Annotated in this window: 15 protein-coding genes and 1 pseudogene; 7 read left to right on the top strand and 9 right to left on the bottom strand. The window is 75.2% G+C overall.

Features of this window, described 5'->3' with window-relative positions; translation table 11 throughout:
* Positions 1 to 71 precede the first annotated feature (71 nt).
* The 4 genes from ACGFZL_RS16560 (at position 72) to ACGFZL_RS16545 (ending at position 2,867) form a co-directional block, all read left to right on the top strand.
* A complete protein-coding gene (locus ACGFZL_RS16560; RefSeq protein WP_393692251.1) occupies positions 72 to 986 on the top strand; it encodes a hypothetical protein in 915 nt (304 codons plus the stop codon).
* A 111-nt stretch (positions 987 to 1,097) separates the two neighbouring features.
* Positions 1,098 to 1,421 (top strand): SCO0607 family lipoprotein, encoded by a 324-nt coding sequence (locus tag ACGFZL_RS16555; protein WP_393692249.1) that lies wholly within the window; start codon positions 1,098 to 1,100, stop codon positions 1,419 to 1,421.
* A gap of 39 nt (positions 1,422 to 1,460) precedes the next feature.
* Positions 1,461 to 2,324: a DMT family transporter gene (locus tag ACGFZL_RS16550; protein WP_393692247.1), complete on the top strand. Its 864-nt coding sequence runs from the start codon at positions 1,461 to 1,463 to the stop codon at positions 2,322 to 2,324.
* Between the two features lie 87 nt (positions 2,325 to 2,411).
* A complete protein-coding gene (locus tag ACGFZL_RS16545; RefSeq protein ID WP_393692245.1) occupies positions 2,412 to 2,867 on the top strand; it encodes a hypothetical protein in 456 nt (151 codons plus the stop codon).
* Between the two features lie 18 nt (positions 2,868 to 2,885).
* On the opposite strand, the gene ACGFZL_RS16540 is transcribed toward ACGFZL_RS16545, so the two are convergent.
* The 3 genes and pseudogenes from ACGFZL_RS16540 to ACGFZL_RS16530 all read right to left on the bottom strand — a co-directional run.
* On the bottom strand, positions 2,886 to 5,258 hold the full coding sequence (locus tag ACGFZL_RS16540; protein ID WP_393692243.1) for a glycoside hydrolase family 65 protein: 2,373 nt from the start codon (positions 5,256 to 5,258) through the stop codon (positions 2,886 to 2,888).
* Positions 5,259 to 5,265: 7 nt separating this feature from the next.
* Positions 5,266 to 7,650, bottom strand: a complete 2,385-nt coding sequence (locus ACGFZL_RS16535) for a phosphoketolase (protein ID WP_393692241.1) — start codon at positions 7,648 to 7,650, stop codon at positions 5,266 to 5,268.
* 139 nt (positions 7,651 to 7,789) lie between these two features.
* Positions 7,790 to 8,185: pseudogene (locus ACGFZL_RS16530) on the bottom strand (GNAT family N-acetyltransferase); the annotation flags it as partial.
* A gap of 166 nt (positions 8,186 to 8,351) precedes the next feature.
* Between ACGFZL_RS16530 and ACGFZL_RS16525 the strand changes: the two are divergent.
* Both ACGFZL_RS16525 and ACGFZL_RS16520 read left to right on the top strand, forming a co-directional pair.
* Positions 8,352 to 8,936 (top strand): sigma-70 family RNA polymerase sigma factor, encoded by a 585-nt coding sequence (locus tag ACGFZL_RS16525; protein WP_393692239.1) that lies wholly within the window; start codon positions 8,352 to 8,354, stop codon positions 8,934 to 8,936.
* Positions 8,936 to 9,688: an anti-sigma factor domain-containing protein gene (locus ACGFZL_RS16520; RefSeq protein WP_393692237.1), complete on the top strand. Its 753-nt coding sequence runs from the start codon at positions 8,936 to 8,938 to the stop codon at positions 9,686 to 9,688. The genes ACGFZL_RS16525 and ACGFZL_RS16520 overlap by 1 nt, the downstream gene beginning before the upstream one ends.
* A 46-nt stretch (positions 9,689 to 9,734) precedes the next feature.
* On the opposite strand, the gene ACGFZL_RS16515 is transcribed toward ACGFZL_RS16520, so the two are convergent.
* The 5 genes from ACGFZL_RS16515 to ACGFZL_RS16495 are packed head-to-tail and all read right to left on the bottom strand — an operon-like array spanning position 9,735 to position 15,184.
* Entirely contained in the window at positions 9,735 to 10,541 is an 807-nt protein-coding gene (locus tag ACGFZL_RS16515) for a DUF1295 domain-containing protein (protein WP_393692540.1), read from the bottom strand.
* A gap of 5 nt (positions 10,542 to 10,546) precedes the next feature.
* Positions 10,547 to 11,857: a class I SAM-dependent methyltransferase gene (locus ACGFZL_RS16510; protein ID WP_393692235.1), complete on the bottom strand. Its 1,311-nt coding sequence runs from the start codon at positions 11,855 to 11,857 to the stop codon at positions 10,547 to 10,549.
* Positions 11,854 to 13,158 (bottom strand): class I SAM-dependent methyltransferase, encoded by a 1,305-nt coding sequence (locus tag ACGFZL_RS16505; protein ID WP_393692233.1) that lies wholly within the window; start codon positions 13,156 to 13,158, stop codon positions 11,854 to 11,856. Before ACGFZL_RS16505 ends, ACGFZL_RS16510 begins: the two co-directional genes overlap by 4 nt.
* Entirely contained in the window at positions 13,155 to 13,892 is a 738-nt protein-coding gene (locus ACGFZL_RS16500) for a DUF1365 domain-containing protein (RefSeq protein ID WP_393692231.1), read from the bottom strand. Before ACGFZL_RS16500 ends, ACGFZL_RS16505 begins: the two co-directional genes overlap by 4 nt.
* Positions 13,889 to 15,184, bottom strand: a complete 1,296-nt coding sequence (locus ACGFZL_RS16495; protein ID WP_393692229.1) for an NAD(P)/FAD-dependent oxidoreductase — start codon at positions 15,182 to 15,184, stop codon at positions 13,889 to 13,891. Before ACGFZL_RS16495 ends, ACGFZL_RS16500 begins: the two co-directional genes overlap by 4 nt.
* Positions 15,185 to 15,397: 213 nt before the next feature.
* On the opposite strand from ACGFZL_RS16495, the gene ACGFZL_RS16490 reads away from it, so the two are divergent.
* A complete protein-coding gene (locus ACGFZL_RS16490; protein ID WP_393692227.1) occupies positions 15,398 to 16,081 on the top strand; it encodes an alpha/beta fold hydrolase in 684 nt (227 codons plus the stop codon).
* A gap of 50 nt (positions 16,082 to 16,131) precedes the next feature.
* Here the strand turns inward: ACGFZL_RS16490 and ACGFZL_RS16485 are convergent, their stop codons facing one another.
* Positions 16,132 to 16,791, bottom strand: a complete 660-nt coding sequence (locus ACGFZL_RS16485) for a fasciclin domain-containing protein (RefSeq protein WP_393692225.1) — start codon at positions 16,789 to 16,791, stop codon at positions 16,132 to 16,134.
* Positions 16,792 to 16,893: the final 102 nt, after the last annotated feature.

Below are 16,893 nucleotides of genomic sequence, written 5' to 3'. Positions count from 1 at the left end.
GAAGGCGCCCGGCGGGGTCGGCCGAATCCCCCCGGGTCGCGCGGCGGCCACCGCGCCCGTACACAGGACACATGAGCGCGCGCCGAGCGGGGGCCGACCGCGGCGGCCCGGACGTGGACGCGGTCCTGGACGAGCTGTACGCCACGCCGCCGCCCGACTTCGTGTCCCGGCGCGCGGAGCGGGCCGCCGCCGCCCGGACCGCCGGCCGGGCCGAGGACGCCCGGCGCATCCGGGCCGCGCGCCGGCCGACCCGGGCGGCCTGGGCGGCGAACCTGCTGCGACAGGGCCGGCCCGAGGAGAGCGGTCGGTTCCTGGAACTGGGCGAGGCGCTGCGCGAGGCGCACCGCGGCCTGGACGCCGCCGCGCTCAAGGAGCTGTCCGCGCAGCGCCGGCGGGTCGTGGCGGCGCTGTCCCGGCAGGCGGCCGGGCTGGCCGACGAGGCGGGGTACCGGCTGTCGGAGGCGGCGCAGCGGGAGGTGGAGTCGACGCTGCGGGCGGTCCTCGCGGACCCGGAGGCGGCCGGTCAGTGGGCCGGGGGCCGGCTGGAGTCCTCTCTCACGCCGCCGTCGGACTTCGCCGCCGCACCCGGGCCCGCCGCGCCGCCCGCCCGGCGGCGGAAGCCGGAGAGGGAGCCGGAGCCGAGGGACGAACTCGCCGAGCGGCGCCGGCGGCGGCACGACGAGCGGCTCGCCGCGGCCCGGCAGGCGGCCGAGGAAGCCGGTGAGCGGCTGCGGGAGCGGCGGGCGGAGCACGCGGACGCCGAGGCGGCGCGGCACCGCGCGGCGGACGAGGACGACCGGGCCATGGGGCGGGTGACGGACGCCGAGCGGCGGCTGGCCGAGGCCCGCGAGGAGGCGGCGCGCGCGGGACGGACGCGGCGGCACGCCGAGGAGGCCGCCCGGACGGCCGGCGACGCGCTCGCGGGGGCCGACCGCCTGGCCCGCGAGGCGGAACGGGCGGCCGCGCGGCTCGAACAGGGGCGCTGAAGCACACGGGGGCCGAGTAGGCGACCCAAGGGGCCTGAGTAGGCGTACTCATGAGCACCGGACCGGCCCGCGGCACGCTGGTGCCACCAGTCGCCGCAAAGGAGTTCGGTCATGCCTCTCGTCCGCCGTGCCACCCGCCCCTCCCCCGCCCACCGGCCGCTCTGGGCCCTGGCCCTGGCCGGTGCGGTGGCCGCCGCCCTCCTGTCCGGCTGCTCCATCGAGGAGGCGAGCTGCAGCGACGGGGAGTACCCCGTGCTGAGCGTGGGCGGGACGGGCAGCGCCTGCGTGCCCGACGGCGAGCAGCCGCCGAAGGGCTACACCCGCTATCCCGAGGGCAAGGTGCCCCGGCACGTCGACGACAAGTGGGACGTCTACTGGCGGACGCACACCGTGGACGAGCACGGCCAGATCATCGAGGTACCGGAGGGGTCATGACCGCGCGCGGGACCCGGCAAACCGGGTGAGGATCGGGGGATGGATCTCGTCCTGCCGGTCCTCTTCGCCCTGCTCGCCGCGTTCAGCAACGCGCTGGCCACCGTCCTCCAGCGGCGGGCCGCGCTGAGCGTGCCGCAGTCCCAGGGCTTCCGGCCGTCCCTGATCCTCGATCTGCTGCGCCGCCCGGTCTGGCTCGGCGGCATGCTGGCCGTCGTCGTCGCCGGCGTGGGGCAGGCGGCGGCACTGGCGACCGGGCCGCTGTCGCTCGTCCAGCCGCTGTTCGTGCTGGAACTGCCCTGCGCCCTGCTGCTCGCCTCGCTGATGACCGGGAACCGGCTGCCCGAGGCGATGTGGCTGGCCGTCGGGGCCGTGGTCGTCGGCCTCGGCGTGGCACTGGCGGCGGCGGATCCGGGCGGTGGCCGCGCCGACGTGTCCCTCGACCGCTGGCTGCCCGCGCTCGGCGCCTGCGCCGGACTGGCCGTGCTGCTCACCGCGGCCGGGCTGCGGCGCCCGGTGGGCAAGGCGCGGGCCGGCTGCCTGGGCGCGGCCACCGCCGTCTGCTACGCGCTGACCGCGGCCCTGATGAAGGACTCCATGCGGGTCCTCGGCCGGGACGGCGTGACCGGCTTCTTCACCACCTGGCAGACCTACGGCTTCGCGCTCGCCGGCGTCGCGGCCGTGCTGCTCCTGGAGCACGCCATGCAGGGCGGCCCGCTGGTCGCCTCCCAGCCGGCCCTCACCCTGGGGGACGCCACGGTCAGCCTGCTGCTCGGCGTGGTCCTCTACCGGGAGGACGTCCGCACCGGCTGGTGGGCGCTGCCGCAGCTGCTCGGCGTCGCCCTGGTCGTCGCGGGCGTGCTCGCGCTGGCCCGGCGCGGGGTCGACCTGCGCACCGGCCGGTGAGTAGGCCGTTCGAGTGGTGCGGGCGCGGTGGCGGCCGTACGGTCGTACGGACACGGAGGGGGCCGACGAGATCAGCAGGGAGCTGGCATGGGCGGACACCCGATGAAGGCGGCGATCACCCTGTGCGCGGCGGCGGCGCTGGCGCTGCCGGTGAGCGCGGCGTCCGCCGCGCCGGCCGCGCAGCACACGGCGGCGCGGCAGACGCGGACCCCGGTGGTGGTGGACTGCGCCGGGCGGCCCGAGGTGCGCCCCGCGGCGTTCGTCGTGGCCTGCGGGGACGGCAACAGCCGGCTGACGTCGCTGACCTGGTCGCGCTGGGACACCGGCGGGGCGGTCGGCCGGGGCACGAACGCGCTCAACGACTGCAAGCCCTACTGCGCCGCCGGGACGTTCCGCTCCTACCCCGTCTCGGTCCGTCTGGACGGGGCGCGGGCGAACGCCGGGGACCCCGGTGAACGGCACTACACGCAGATCACCCTCACCTACACCGACGGCCGCCCGGCCGGCTTCCCGCGCACGGTGAGCTACCCGCTGTCCGGCTGACGGCCCACGCGGGGGCCGTCAGCCCGGCAGGGCCAGGCGGCAGGTGTCGCCGGGCCGCAGCCGTACGGTGCGGTCCGGCAGCCGCACGTCGATGGCCGAGAGGTCGGAGGGCGGCACGGCGATCTCCAGCCGCCCGTGCTCCAGGCGGATCCGCACGCCCCAGTGGCCCTGGTAGCGGATGCTGAAGGTGTACGAGGACAGCTCCGGCAGCGGCACCGGGTCGAGCCAGAGTGCGCCCGCCCGGGTCTCCAGGCCGGTCAGCCCGCGCTGGACCAGGTCGAGGGTGCCGGCCATCGCACCGAGGTGGATGCCCTCGCCGGTGGTGCCGCCCTGCAGGTCGGCGACGTCGCCTTTGAGGGCCTCCTGGCAGTACGCCCACGCCTCGGCCCGCCGGGCGCGGGCCAGGATGCGGCCGTGCACCAGGCCGCTCAGGGTGGAGCCGTGGCTGGTGCGGGCCAGGTAGTGGTCGACGGTGCGCCGCCAGGTGTCGTCGTCGAGGCGGTGGCCGAGCCGCTCGAAGAGGGAGCGCAGTTCGGCCGGGGAGAAGAGGTGGCCGAGCATCAGCACGTCGGCCTGCTTCGACGCCCGGTAGTTGTCGGTGCTGTCGCCCTCGGCCTCCAGGACCCGGTCCAGGCGGCGGATGTCGTCGTAGCGTGCGCGGTAGCGGTCCCAGTCCAGTTCGGCGAGGTCGCCGTAGCCCTCGAACTGGCTGACGACGCCCTCGTGGAAGGGGATGTGCAGGGTGCGGGAGACCTCGTCCCAGCGGTCGAGTTCGCCGGCGTCCAGGCCGGTGCGCTCGACCAGTTCGCGGCGGCGCGGCTCGGGCAGGGAGCGCACGACCTCGCGGGCGCGGGCGAGGACCCAGGCGGCGGTGACGTTGGTGTAGGCGTTGTCGTCCAGGCCGGCGTGCTCGGCGCCCGGGTATGCCTCGTGGTATTCGTCGGGGCCCATCACCCCGCGGATGCGGTGCCGCTCCAGGCCGGTGTCCCAGGTGGCCGAGTCGGCCCAGAACCGGGCGATCTGGAGCAGCATCTCGGCGCCCTTGGTGTGCAGGAACTCCGCGTCGCCGCTGGCCTCGCAGTACTGCCAGACGTTGTAGGCGACGGCCGAGCCGACGTGCCGCTGGAGGTGGGAGTGGTCCGGCAGCCAGCGCCCCGAGCGGGGGTTGAGGTGCAGCCGCTGGGTCTCCTCGCGGCCGTCGCTGCCGCTCTGCCAGGGGTAGAGCGCGCCACGCCGGCCGATCGCGCGGGCCGCGGCGCGGGCCCGTTCCAGGCGGCGGTGCCGGTAGTGCAGCAGGGCCCGGGAGACCTCGGGGAAGTGCAGGTTGAGGTAGGGCAGCACGAACAGCTCGTCCCAGAAGACGTGGCCCCGGTAGGCCTCGCCGTGCAGTCCGCGCGCGGGGACGCCGACGTCGAGTTCGGCGGTGTGCGGGGAGAGGGTCTGGAGCACGTGGAAGAGGTGCAGGCGCAGGATGGCGCCCGCCTCGCCGGGCACGTCCAGTTCGGCGCGGCGCCACAGCTGGCCCCAGGCGGTGCGGTGGCCGGCCAGCAGCTCCTCGAAGCCGGGCGCGGCGGCGACCCGGTCCACGGCGGCCTGGAGGGGGTCGCTGATCGCCGGGTCGCGGGAGGTGTGCAGGGCGACGATCTTGTCGACGGTGGCGGTGCGGCCCGGTTCCAGGCGCAGGGTGGTCCGCTGGACGGCCCGCAGCGACTCGCGCACGCCGGTGACGGGGGCGTCGGCCGTGGTGCGGGCGGCGATGCCGACGCGGATGTCGGAGGTGCGGGTGCGGCATCGCAGCCAGGACATGCCGTCGTCGGCGCAGGTGTGCACGTGGGTGAGGTGGCGGCCGGCCAGGTCGCGGTAGCGGGGCACCCCGGAGTTGGTGACGCGGCCGTCGAGGGCGGCCTCCACCTCGAGGTCCAGGGCGCCGCCCTCGACGGTGAACTCGGTGCGCAGGGCGGCGAGATGGGGATCGGCCATGTGGACCAGGCGGAGTTGGCGCACGGTGAGGGCGAGCCCGTCGCCGAGGCCGTAGCGGGTGCGGCGCTCGAGGACCCCGGTCTCCAGATGCACCGTCTGGCGGTGGTCGAGCACCTCGGCGGTGTCCGGGGTGAGCCAGGGACCGTCTCCCGTACGGCAGCGCAGCGGCAGCCAGTTGGGGAGGTTGACCATGTCCTCGTTCTCCACCCGGCGCCCGGCCACCGCGGAGGTGAGCCGGTTGTAGCAGCCGGCCGCGTAGGTGCCCGGGTAGTGCACGTCGTCCGCGGCGCACTCGGGGAGCGCGCCGCGGGTGGCGAAGTACCCGTTGCCCAGCGTGCACAGCGACTCGCGCAGGCGCTCCTCCGCGGGGTCGTAGCGGTCGTACACCCAGGTGCCGGGGGACGCGGTCACGGCGGCCTCAGCCGGTCCAGGTCCAGTCGGCGACCTCGGGCAGGTCGACGCCGTGCTCGCGGATGTACGCGTGGTGGCGCAGCCGGGCGTCCTCCATCCGCTGGCGGACCGGCGCCGCGCGCACGGCGAGCCCCGGCACCCGGTCGATGACGTCCATGACGAGGCGGTAGCGGTCCATGTCGTTGCCGAGCACCATGTCGAACGGGGTGGTGGTGGTCCCGATCTCCTTGTAGCCGCGCACATGCAGGTTGGCGTGGCCGGTGCGCCGGTAGGCGAGGCGGTGGATCAGCCAAGGGTAGCCGTGGTAGGCGAAGACGACCGGCTTGTCGGCGGTGAACAGGCCGTCGTACTCGAAGGCGTTCAGCCCGTGCGGGTGTTCCTCGGCGGGCAGCAGCCGGGCGATGTCGACCACGTTGACCACCCGCACCGCGAGGTCGGGCAGGTGCTCGCGGAGCAACTGGGCGGCGGCCAGCACCTCCTGGGTGGGCACGTCGCCGGCGCAGGCGAGGACCGCGTCCGGTTCCCGGGTGCCGTCCTCGGTGCCGGCCCACTCCCAGATGCCGGCGCCGCGGGCGCAGTGCACTCGGGCCTGCTCCATGGTCAGCCAGTCGAAGCAGGGCTGCTTGCCGGCCACGATGACGTTGACGTAGTCGCGGCTGCGCAGCGCGTGGTCGGCGACGGAGAGGAGGGTGTTGGCGTCCGGCGGCAGGTAGACCCGCACGGCCTCGGGGCTCTTGTTGAGGATGTGGTCGACGAAGCCGGGGTCCTGGTGGGAGAAGCCGTTGTGGTCCTGGCGCCAGACGTGCGAGGTGAGCAGGTAGTTGAGGGAGGCGATGGGGGCGCGCCAGGGCAGCCGGCGGGTCACGCGCAGCCATTTGACGTGCTGGTTGACCATCGAGTCGACGATGTGCACGAACGCCTCGTAGCAGGAGAACAGTCCGTGCCGGCCGGTGAGGAGGTAGCCCTCCAGCCAGCCCTGGCAGGTGTGCTCGGAGAGGATCTCCATCACCCGGCCGTGCCGGTCGAGGTCCTCGTCCACCTCCAGGGTCCGCTCCTGCCAGGCCTTGCCGCTGGCGGAGTAGACGGCCTGGAGGCGGTTGGAGGCGGTCTCGTCCGGGCCGACGAGGCGGAAGTCGCGGCGCCCGGTGGTGGCGTCCATGACGTCCCGGAGCAGGTCGCCGAGGACCTTGGTGGGCTCGTGCATCGTGGTGCCGGGCTCGTCCACCGGGACGGCGTACTTCTCCAGCGGCGGCAGGGGCAGCTCGCGGAGCATCAGGCCGCCGTTGGCGTACGGGGTGGCGCCGAGGCGGCGGGTGCCCTCGGGGACGGCGGCGAGGATGCCGGGGCGCGGGGTGCCGTGCTCGTCGAACAGCTCCTCGGGCCGGTAGGAGCGCAGCCACTCCTCCAGTTGGCGCAGGTGCCCGGGGTCGGTGCGGACGTTGGAGAGCGGCACCTGGTGGGCCCGCCAGGTGTTCTCCACCGGCAGGCCGTCGACCTCGGCGGGGCCGGTCCAGCCCTTGGGGGTGCGCAGCACGATCATCGGCCAGCGGGGGCGGTCGCCGGCGCCCTCCTCGCGGGCGGCGCGCTGGAGGTGGGCGATCCGGTCGAGGGCGGTGTCCATGGCCTGGGCCATGGCGCGGTGCACGGCGGCCGGCTCGTCGCCGGTGACGTGGATGGGGTCGTGGCCGTAGCCGCGCAGCAACTCGTCCAGCTCGCTCTCGGGGAGGCGGGCGAGGACCGCGGGGTTGGCGATCTTGTAGCCGTTGAGGTGCAGGATCGGCAGCACGGCGCCGTCGTTGACCGGGTCCAGGAACTTGTTGGAGTGCCAGGACGTCGCCAGCGGCCCGGTCTCCGCCTCGCCGTCGCCGATCACGCAGGCGACCACCAGGTCCGGGTGGTCGAAGGCGGCGCCGTAGGCGTGGGAGAGGGAGTAGCCCAGCTCGCCGCCCTCGTGGATGGAGCCCGGGGTCTCGGGGGCCACGTGGCTGGGGACGCCGCCGGGGAAGGAGAACTGCTTGAAGAGCCGGCCCATCCCGGCCGCGTCCCGGGTGATGTCGGGATAGGTCTCGGTGTACGAGCCCTCCAGCCAGGCGTTGGCCAGCACGGCGGGGCCGCCGTGGCCGGGGCCCCAGATGCACAGGGCGTCCAGGTCGCGGGCCTTGATCACCCGGTTGAGGTGGGTGTGCACCAGGTTCAGCCCCGGTGAGGTGCCCCAGTGGCCGAGCAGGCGCGGCTTGACGTGCTCCGGGCGCAGCGGCTCGGTCAGCAGCGGGTTGGCCATCAGGTAGATCTGGCCGACGGCGAGGTAGTTCGCGGCGCGCCAGTGGGCGTCCAGGACGGCCACTTCCTCGTCGGTGAGTCCGGTGGGCGCCTGCTGCGTGTCGGCGGACATCGGGTTCCTTTCCGTGTCGGGACAGCGGTCGGGCGGCTGGGGCGCGGCACGCACGTCTGCGGCGAAGTCGCGGCACCTCCTACCCCACAGCCTCCGCGCCCCGGGTGGGTACCCGAGAGGGCCGTTCGGGTCATGTCCCGTCCGGCCCGCCCCCGACGACGCCGTGATGGCCCTCACCCTGGACCCCGGCCGCCCGCTGCCCGCCGGGACCGTGCGCTACGCCGCGCCGTTCGGCGGCGCGGACCGCGGCGGAGCCGGCGCCGGTGCGCTGGGCGTCGGGGCGCACCGCGACCGGGGCGAGGCACAGGGCGGGGGCGTCCCCGATGTGGCACCGGGTGAGCAGGGCGTGGCCCACCGGCCGGTCGTCGTCGTCCACCGCGACGACGGACAGCCCCTCGATCCAGGCGCCGGGATCGACGCGCAGCGCGTCGACGAGCCCCGCCTCCTCCGCGGTCGGGAAGGCTGCGCCGACGACGTCGCGTACGGCGGGGACGTCGGCGGGGGTCTCGGCGCGGGTGGTCCAGGAAGAGGCCATGGCGATGAGGGAGGATCCGTGTCCGATCGCGTGGAGCTGGTACGGCAGACTCTACCGACCGGCTCACCTGCCCTTCCGTGTGCCGTCCCGACCAATCCGCCGCCCGTCCGGCCCCGAATTCCCCGGGGACGTCCCCGGCCTGTCGCACTCTTTGGGAGCAATCCTCGTGAAGGAAGCCGTACACATCGGCAGAAATCCATCGGCGCAGCCCGATCTGCAACAGCTGATCCATGAGGTGGCCCTCGGCGACCAGGAGTCCTTCTCCGCCGTCTACGACGCGGTCGCGAGTTCCGTGCTCGGGGTGGTCCGCGCGGTGCTGCGCGATCACGCGCAGTCGGAGGAGGTCGCCCAGGAGGTGCTGGTGGAGGTGTGGCGTACGGCGCCCAAGTACCGGCCCGAGCGCGGCTCGGTGATCAACTGGATCCTCACGCTGTCCCACCGGCGGGCCGTGGACCGGGTGCGCTCGGTGGAGGCCGCCGCCGCCCGCGACCACAAGGCCGCGCTGCTCGACCGTACGCCCGAGTACGACGAGGTGACCGAACAGGTGGAGACCCGCCTGGAGCGGGAGCAGGTGCGGCGCTGTCTGCGCACCCTGACCGAGATCCAGCGCCAGGCGGTCACCCTGGCCTACTACCGCGGCCTGACCTACCGGCAGGTCGCCGAGGCGCTCGCGCTGCCGCTCGGCACGGTCAAGACCCGGCTGCGTGACGGCCTCATCCGGCTCCGTGACTGCCTGGGGGTGAGCGCGTGATGCGCACCGAGGACCTGCACAGCCTGTCGGGCGCCTACGCCCTGCACGCGCTGTCCGACGACGAGCGCGCCGCCTTCGAGCGCCATCTCGCGGACTGCGCCGCCTGCGCCGAGGAGAGCCGCGAGTTCGCCGCAGCCACCGCCCGGCTGGGCCTCGCCGCGTCGGTGACGCCGAGCCCGGTGCTCAAGGAGCGGGTGCTGCACCGCATCACCACCGTCCGTCAGGTGCCGCCCGGCGGCGGGGCCGTGGAGCCGCTCCGGCAGCGCGCGCCCCGCAACCGCGGCCTGGCCCGCTGGGTGCTGGCCGCGTGCGTGGCGGCGGCGGCCGGCCTGGGCGGCACCGCCGTCTGGCAGTACGACCGCGCGCAGGACGCCGGGGACCGGGCCGCCCAGGCCGAGCAGCGGACCGAGGAGCTGGCCGGCGTGCTGGCCGCGCCCGACGCCGCGTCGCGCACCGTCCGGCTGTCCGACGGGGCGAGCGCCACGCTGGTGGTCTCCAGGAGACAGGACCGGGCGGTGTTCCTGGCCTCCGACATGGCCGCGCCACCGCGGGGCAAGGTGTACCAGCTCTGGTTCGACGACCACGGCACGATGCGGTCGGCGGGCCTGATGGACCCCGGGCGGCCCAGCCAGGCGGTGCTGATGACGGGCGGCGTGGACGGAGCGGCCGGGGTCGGGGTCACGGTCGAGCCGGACGGCGGGTCGAAGGCGCCGAGCGGTTCGCCGGTGGCGCTGATGAGCATGCCGGCCTGAGACCGGCGGCCGGGGCCCTCCCCCATGGGGCCCCGGCCGCCCACCGCTACCGGCGCGGTGGCCTCGGGAAGAAGCCGCTGGTGCGCGCCGCGTAGGCGGACCAGCCGGGCCGGTCGGCCATGCGGCGCTCCAGGAGGCGCTTGCCGCTCCCGCCGATCAGCAGGTACGACATGACCAGCGGGGAGAGGGCGGAGACGGCGGCGGCGGCGGCCGCGCCCGCGTCGCAGGCGACCAGGTACAGGCCCCACCAGACGCAGAAGTCGCCGAAGTAGTTGGGATGCCTGGTCCAGCTCCACAGGCCGCGGTCCATGATGCGGCCCTTCGCGGCCGGGTCCGCCTTGAAGCGGGCCAGCTGGGCGTCGCCGACGGCCTCGAAGGCAAGCCCGACCGCCCACAGGGCGGTGCCGGCCCAGGCCAGGGCGCCGAGCCCGTCGGGGCCGTAGGAGGCGGCCTGGACCGGCAGGGACACCAGCCACACCAGGGCGGCCTGGAGGAGGTAGACCATGCGCAGGGCGTACAGGTTCCGATTGCCAGGCGCCTTGCCGAGCAGCTCCTCGTAGCGCGGGTCCTCCCCGTGCCCCCGGCCGCGCCGGGCGATGTGCACGGCCAGGCGCAGGCCCCAGACGGCGGTCAGGGCGGTCACCAGGACGCGGCGCCCGACGTCGCCCTCTCCGGTGGCCGCCACGGCGCTCACCGCGGCGACCGCGGTGAAGCCGACGCCCCAGGCGGCGTCCACGATCCGGTGGACGCCCTTGCGCAGGGCCAGGGCGAAGGTGACCAGCATGACGGCGAGCGCGGCGAGGGCCGCCCAGCCGAGACCGGCGGCGAAGGCGCCCCAGGGGTAGTCGCTCACGTCGCTCACGTCCCCACCGGCGCCGCGTACCACTCCCCGGGCGACGCGGACAGGCCGGCGTCGCCCTCCCGGGAGGGCCGGACGGCGAGGATCTGGTCGACGCCCATCCGCCGCTGCTCGAAGGCGAGCGCGCCGCCGGCCAGGTAAAGACGCCACACCCGGGCGGTCTCCTCGCCGACCAACCGGACGGCCTCGTCCCACCGGCGCTCGAGGGTGTCGCCCCACGCCGCGACCGTGCGGACGTAGTCCTCCCGCAACGACTCGGTGTGCCGGACCTCCAGCCCCGCCCCCTCCAGCAGGCCGACCGTCTCGCCCAGCGGGCGCATGTGCATGTCCGGGGCGATGTACGCCTCGATGAAGGCCCCGCCGCCCGGCGCGTTGCGGCCCCGGGACATCTGCTGGACGAGCACCCGTCCGCGCTCCCTGACCAGCCGGTGCAGGGCGGCGGCGAAGGCCGGGTACTCCGCGTCGCCGACGTGCTCGCCCATCTCGACGGTGGACACGGCGTCGTAGTCGCCGCCGGTGATGTCGCGGTAGTCCTGGCAGATCACCTCCACCCGGTCCGTCAGGCCCCGTTCGCGCACCTGCTCGCGGACGTACGCCGCCTGCTCGGCGGCCAGCGTGACGGCGGTGACCCGGGCCCGGTGCACCTGCGCCGCGTGCAGGGTCAGCGAGCCCCAGCCGCACCCGATGTCCAGGAGCCGGGCGCCCGGGGCCAGGCCGAGCTTGCGGCAGATCAGCTCCAGCTTGGCGCGCTGGGCGTCCACCGGACTCCGGCCGGCCTCGCCCGCCCAGTAGCCGCAGGAGTAGGCCATGGTCTCGTCGAGGAGGAGGCGGTAGAAGTCGTTGGACAGGTCGTAGTGGTGGCTGACGGCGGCCCGGTCGCGGGTGCGGGTGTGCAGGCCGCCGCGCAGCCGGGCCTGGCTCGCGGGGGTCGCCGGGCGGGGCCCGACGGCGCCGAGGCGTACGGCGGTGCCGGCGGCGCGGGCCCGGTCGGCGAGGCCGGCCCGGGGCGGGCGCAGCCGGCGGTCGCGGGCGGCGGCCCACATCAGGCGCAGGGCGTCGGTGAGGTCGCCGTCCACGTCGAGTTCGCCGGTGACGTACGCCTGGGCGAGGCCGAGTTCGCCGGGCTGCCACAGCAGGCGGCGCAGGGCGCGCCGGGAGCGCACGACGACCGCGGGGGCGCCCTCCGGGCCGGTCTCGGTGCCGTCCCAGGCGCGCAGCCGCAGCGGCAGCGGGCCGCCGAGCGCGTCCTCGGCCAGCCCGGCGAGGCGGTGCGCGACGCCGGTCCGCGCGGGGCGGGTGGTGGTGGTCATCGGGCGGTGCCCTCCTTGGTGAACAGGTACTGCTGGACGTCCAGGTAGCCGGCGCGGAAGCCGGCCTCGGAGTAGGCGAGGTAGAAGGTCCACAGCCGCCGGAACGTCGCGTCGAAGCCGAGGGCGTCGACCTCGGCGGCGCGCGCGGTGAACGCCTCCCGCCACAGCCGCAGGGTCTCGGCGTAGTGCGGGCCGTAGGCGTCGCGCCGGGCGGGGCGCAGCGCGGTGTGGTCGCGGACCGTGGCCTCGATGGCGTCGGTGGAGGGGATGATGCCGCCGGGGAAGACGTACTTGTGGATCCAGGTGTGGGTGTCCCGGGCGGCCTCCATGCGCTCGTGCGGCATGGTGATGGCCTGCAGGGCGGCCCGGCCGCCGGGGGCGAGGCGGGCGTCGAGGGTGCGGAAGTAGACGGGCCAGAACTCGGCGCCGACGGCCTCGATCATCTCGACGCTGACCACGGCGTCGTAGGTGCCCCTCTCCTCGCGGTAGTCGCGCAGCTCGACCCGGATCCGGTCGGCGAGGCCGGCCTCGCGGGCGCGGGCGAGGGCGAGTTCGCGCTGCTCGGCGGAGAGGGTGAGCGTGGTGACGTCGGCGCCGCGGGCGGCGGCCCGCAGGGCGAGTTCGCCCCAGCCGGTGCCGATCTCCAGGAGCCTGGTGCCCGCGCGGACCTCGGCGAGGTCGAGCAGCCGGTCGATCTTGCGGTGCTGGGCGGCGGCCAGGGACTCGGGGCGGGCGGGGAAGCCGAGGAAGACGGCGGAGGAGTAGCTGAGGGTCTCGTCCAGGAAGAGGGCGAACAGGTCGTTGGAGAGGTCGTAGTGGCTGCTGATGTTGGAGCGGGCGCCGTCGGGGGTGTTGCGCATCGCCGCCGGGTGGCGCGGGGCCCACAGCCGGCGCAGCCGCTGCAGCGGGGCGGGGATCAGGTCCCCGGCGTGGGCGGCGAGCACGGTCAGGGCGCCGACCAGGTCGGGGGCGTCCCACTCCCCTGCCATGTAGGACTCGCCGAAGCCGATGAGGCCGTGGGCGCCGATCCGGTCGTGGAAGGCGTCCGGCCGGTGGATCTCGACCAGGGGGCCGCCGAGGCCGGCGGTGCGGGTACCGGCGTAGCGCACCCGCAGCGGCAGCCGGTCCAGGGCGCGGCCCACGACGGCGGCGGCCAGGGCGCGGCGGGCCCGGGACACCCGGGGCGGTATGGCCACGTCGGGCCACCGGGCGGCGTCGACCTGGCCGGCCGAGGCGTTGGGCGCCGGGGTGCGGGGGCCGGGCAGGGCGGTACCGGCGGTCGGGGGGTGCACTGTGCTCATGTGGCTTTCTCCGTGGGGCGGTTGCCGGTGCGCGGCTGGACGGGCAGCCCGCGCAGGTAGAGGCGGATGCCGTGGCGACGGATGCCGGCCGACACGGCGAGGGTCGAGAAGGGGTGGCGCAGCAGGAGCCGCAGCAGCGCGGCGGGCGTCGCCGCACGCCGGGTACCCCGGACGGTGGCGGTGAACGGGCGGCTGCCCGGCCGGTCGAGGCGCACGGTGAGGTCGAGGCGGTCGCCGGGCAGCGGGAGCCGCATGCGGTAGGCGCCGTCGACGGGGAAGAACGGCGAGACGTAGAAGTCCTTGTCCGCCCGGGCGACGCCCCGCTCGTCGGGGTGGAGCAGGTAGGCGTGGCGCTCGCCGTAGGTGTTGTGGACCTCGGCGACCACGCAGCGCGGGCGGCCGTCCGGGCCGTGGCACCAGTACAGGGTCAGCGGGTTGAAGACGTGGCCGAGGACCCGGGCGTGCGCCAGCATGAGTACGCGCCCGCCCTCCAGGTCGACGCCGTGCCGGGCGAGGAACCCCTCCAGGGCGGCGCGCAGCGTGGGGGCGTCGCTGGTGAAGTGGTCCCGGGCGCGGAAGCCGGCGAAAGGGCGCAGCGGACGGGGCAGTTCGGGGAGGCGGTCGAGGTCGACGAGCCACATGTAGGTGCGGTGGCGCAGGGTGTGGCGCAGCGGGTCGGTGCGCACGTGCACCGTCTCGCAGGGGTAGAGCCCGGCTCCGTCGGCGCCGCTCACCAGGCGACTCCCAGGGCCGCTGCGGCGGCCACCCCGGAGCGGCAGCCGTCCTCGTGGAACCCCCAGCCGTGGTAGGCGCCGGCGTAGGCGGTGACGGAGGTGGCCAGGCCGGGCAGCCGGCGCTGGGCGGCGACCGACTCGGGCGTGTACACGGGGTGTTCGTAGCTCAGCCGGGCCAGTACCCGGGCCGGGTCGACCCGGTCCAGGGCGCCGAGGGTGACCACGTAGGTCTCGGGGGCGTCCAGGCGCTGGAGCCGGTTCATGTCGTAGCTGACGCGGACGCGGTCGGCGCCGGCGTCGCAGGCGGGCATCAGGTAGTTCCAGGAGGAGCGGGCCCGGCGCGCCCGGGGCAGCGGCGCGGTGTCGGTGTGCAGGAGGGTGGAGTTGCGGGAGTAGCGGAAGGCGCCGAGGACCTCCTTCTCCTCCGGCGTCGCGTCGGCCAGCAGCCGCAGCGCCTGGTCGGGGTGGACGGCGACGACGAGGTGGTCGTAGGCGTCGGTGGTGCCGTCGGCGGCGGTGACCTCCGCCCCGTCGGCGTGCCGGGTGACCGAGCGCACGGGGGTGGTGGTGCGGACGTTGGGCAGCCGGGCGGCTATCCGGTCGACGTAGGAGCGGGAGCCGCCGGTGACCGTGCGCCACACCGGGGAGCCGGTCACGGCGAGCAGGCCGTGGTGGTCGAGGAAGCGGAACAGGTAGGCGGCCGGGTAGCGCTGGGCGGTGGCCGCGTCGCAGGACCACACGGCGGAGACGACCGGGGTCATGAAGTGGGCCCGGAAGTAGGGCGGGAAGCCCTCGCGGTCCAGGAACTCACCGAGGGTGAGGGTGCTTTCGGGCCGCTCGGCGAGGAGGCGCCGGGCGGCCCGGTGGAAGCGGGGCACCTGCGCGAGCATCCGCAGGTAGGGGCCGTGCAGCGCGTTGGCCGGGCGGGCGAGCAGGCCGGCCGGGCCACGGGCGCCGGCGTACTCCAGGCCGCAGCCCTCGCAGCGCACGGACATGCTCATCTCCGACTCCTGGGTGCCGACGCCCAGTTCGCGGAAGAGGCGGAGCAGGTTCGGGTAGGTGCGCCGGTTGTGCACGATGAAACCGGAGTCGACGCGGCGGACCCGGCCGTCGGAGCCGGTCAGCTCGTGGGTGTGGGCGTGGCCGCCGAGCCGGTCGTCCGCCTCGTAGAGCGTGACGTGGTGTGCGCGGGACAGCACGTGCGCGGCGGTCAGCCCTGCCACGCCGCTCCCGATGACGGCCGTGCGGCGTACGGCCGTTTCGCGATCCCCGGTCCCTGACGCTCGCGGCATCGCTTCTCCTCCGCCCTCCGTGATCAACATGTGCGGGGGTAATCCGGGGCCGCGGCCCGCGCGGATTGGCCGCGGACCGGATGGGCCGCCGCCGGGCCATCCGGTGGGGCGTCGGCTACGGATCACCAGGGAAGCCGGGAGGGATCCGGGGGATCCGGAAGGGTCCGAGAGGTTCGAGAGGAGCGACGGGCGCGGATGAGCACAGGTGACGACATGTCGACACGAGCCCTGCTGGTGCGGCACCGCCCGCGGCGGCCGACGGCCGCGGTGCTGGTGCTGCACGGCGGGCGGGCCGAGAGCCGGCAGGCGGCCCGCCCCTGGCAGCTCGCGGCGCTGCGGATGCGTCCGTTCCTGCGCGCGGTGGCGGCGGTCACCGACCGCGACGACGTGCTGCTCGGCCAGGTGCGCTACCGCCGGCGCGGCTGGAACGGCGCCGAGGCCGATCCGCTGCTCGACGCCGGGCGGGCCCTGGCCGAACTGCGCGAGGAGGCCGGTGCGGTGCCGGTGGTGCTGCTCGGGCACTCCATGGGCGGCCGGGCCGCGCTGCGGGCGGCCGGCGCCGAGCAGGTGCGGGGCGTGGTGGCGCTCGCCCCCTGGTGCCCGCCGGGGGAACCGGTGGCGCAGCTGCGGGACCGGCGGGTGCTGGTGCTGCACGGCGATCGCGACCGGGTCACCGACCCCCGGGAGTCCGCCGCGTACGTGCTGCGGGCACGGGCCGCCGGCGCGCACGCGGGCATGCTGCTCGTGGACGGCGGCGACCACGCGATGCTGCGTCCGCGCGGTCGCTGGCACGACACGGCGTCCGCGGCGGTCGCCCACCTCCTGACGCCGGAGGCGGCGCCGTCACCGCTCTTCGCGGCGGCCACCCGCGCGGCCGAGCCGCAGGTCCTGCGCTAGCAGGCCCTGCGGCTCGGCGGGCGTCGCGGCCCAGCGGGCCTCGCGGTGCGTCAGCTCTTCGGCATCAGCACGCTGTCGATGATGTACACGTTGGCGTTGGCGGTCTTCACGTTGCCGCAGACGACCTTGGCGGAGTCGTTGACGGTGTACGACTCGTCGGAGCCGGACGTGGTGAGCTTGGACTTCTCCAGCGTGTCGAACGAGCCGTTCTCCAGGTCGCTCGGCGTGAGCTTCTGGCCCACGACGTGGTAGGTCAGGACCTTGGTGAGCATGGCCTTGTCGTTGAGGACCTTGTCCAGGTCGGCCTTCGGGATCTTGGCGAAGGCGTCGTTGGTGGGCGCGAACACCGTGATGTTCTGCGCGTTGTTGAGGGTGTCGACCAGGCCGGCCTTCTTGACGGCGGTGACCAGCGTGGACAGCGCCGGGTTGTTCGAGGCGGCGGTCGCCACCGGGTCCTGGGCCATGCCGTCGAAGGAACCGGAACCGGACTTCGGCACCGAGGAACAGGCCGGGCCGAACGGCTGGTCCATGCCGGACATGTCATCGGACGGGCTGGCCATCTCGTCGCCGCCACCACCGGCGGGCGCCGAGGAGCTGGCCTCCGAGGCGCTGTCCGAGGAGTTGTCGTCGCTGGAGCAGCCGACCAGCGCGAAGGGCAGGACGGCGGCGGCGGCGACGGCGAGGGCGGCGCGGTGGAAACGGGAATTCATGAGCGATCTCCTGACAAATGGGCAGCACGAAGGCCGCGTTGGAGCGGATGAAGGTGAAGGGTTGTACGGCGTACGGCGGTTCAGCTGGATCTGGGTATGGGG

Source organism: Streptomyces sp. NPDC048182 (genome assembly GCF_043202555.1).
GTDB lineage: Bacteria > Actinomycetota > Actinomycetes > Streptomycetales > Streptomycetaceae > Streptomyces.
Note: the sequence above shows the minus strand (reverse complement) of the source record. Positions and strands in the feature narration are given on the sequence as shown.

Bases quoted from the DNA above. Each gene is read 5' to 3' on its own strand.
- ACGFZL_RS16535 (WP_393692241.1), bottom strand. From the start codon at position 7,650: ATGTCCGCCGACACGCAGCAGGCGCCCACCGGACTCACCGACGAGGAA.
- ACGFZL_RS16505 (WP_393692233.1), bottom strand. From the start codon at position 13,158: ATGAGCACAGTGCACCCCCCGACCGCCGGTACCGCCCTGCCCGGCCCC.
- ACGFZL_RS16555 (WP_393692249.1), top strand. From the start codon at position 1,098: ATGCCTCTCGTCCGCCGTGCCACCCGCCCCTCCCCCGCCCACCGGCCG.
- ACGFZL_RS16490 (WP_393692227.1), top strand. From the start codon at position 15,398: ATGTCGACACGAGCCCTGCTGGTGCGGCACCGCCCGCGGCGGCCGACG.
- ACGFZL_RS16560 (WP_393692251.1), top strand. From the start codon at position 72: ATGAGCGCGCGCCGAGCGGGGGCCGACCGCGGCGGCCCGGACGTGGAC.
- ACGFZL_RS16545 (WP_393692245.1), top strand. From the start codon at position 2,412: ATGGGCGGACACCCGATGAAGGCGGCGATCACCCTGTGCGCGGCGGCG.
- ACGFZL_RS16520 (WP_393692237.1), top strand. From the start codon at position 8,936: ATGCGCACCGAGGACCTGCACAGCCTGTCGGGCGCCTACGCCCTGCAC.
- ACGFZL_RS16485 (WP_393692225.1), bottom strand. From the start codon at position 16,791: ATGAATTCCCGTTTCCACCGCGCCGCCCTCGCCGTCGCCGCCGCCGCC.
- ACGFZL_RS16495 (WP_393692229.1), bottom strand. From the start codon at position 15,184: ATGCCGCGAGCGTCAGGGACCGGGGATCGCGAAACGGCCGTACGCCGC.
- ACGFZL_RS16510 (WP_393692235.1), bottom strand. From the start codon at position 11,857: ATGACCACCACCACCCGCCCCGCGCGGACCGGCGTCGCGCACCGCCTC.
- ACGFZL_RS16550 (WP_393692247.1), top strand. From the start codon at position 1,461: ATGGATCTCGTCCTGCCGGTCCTCTTCGCCCTGCTCGCCGCGTTCAGC.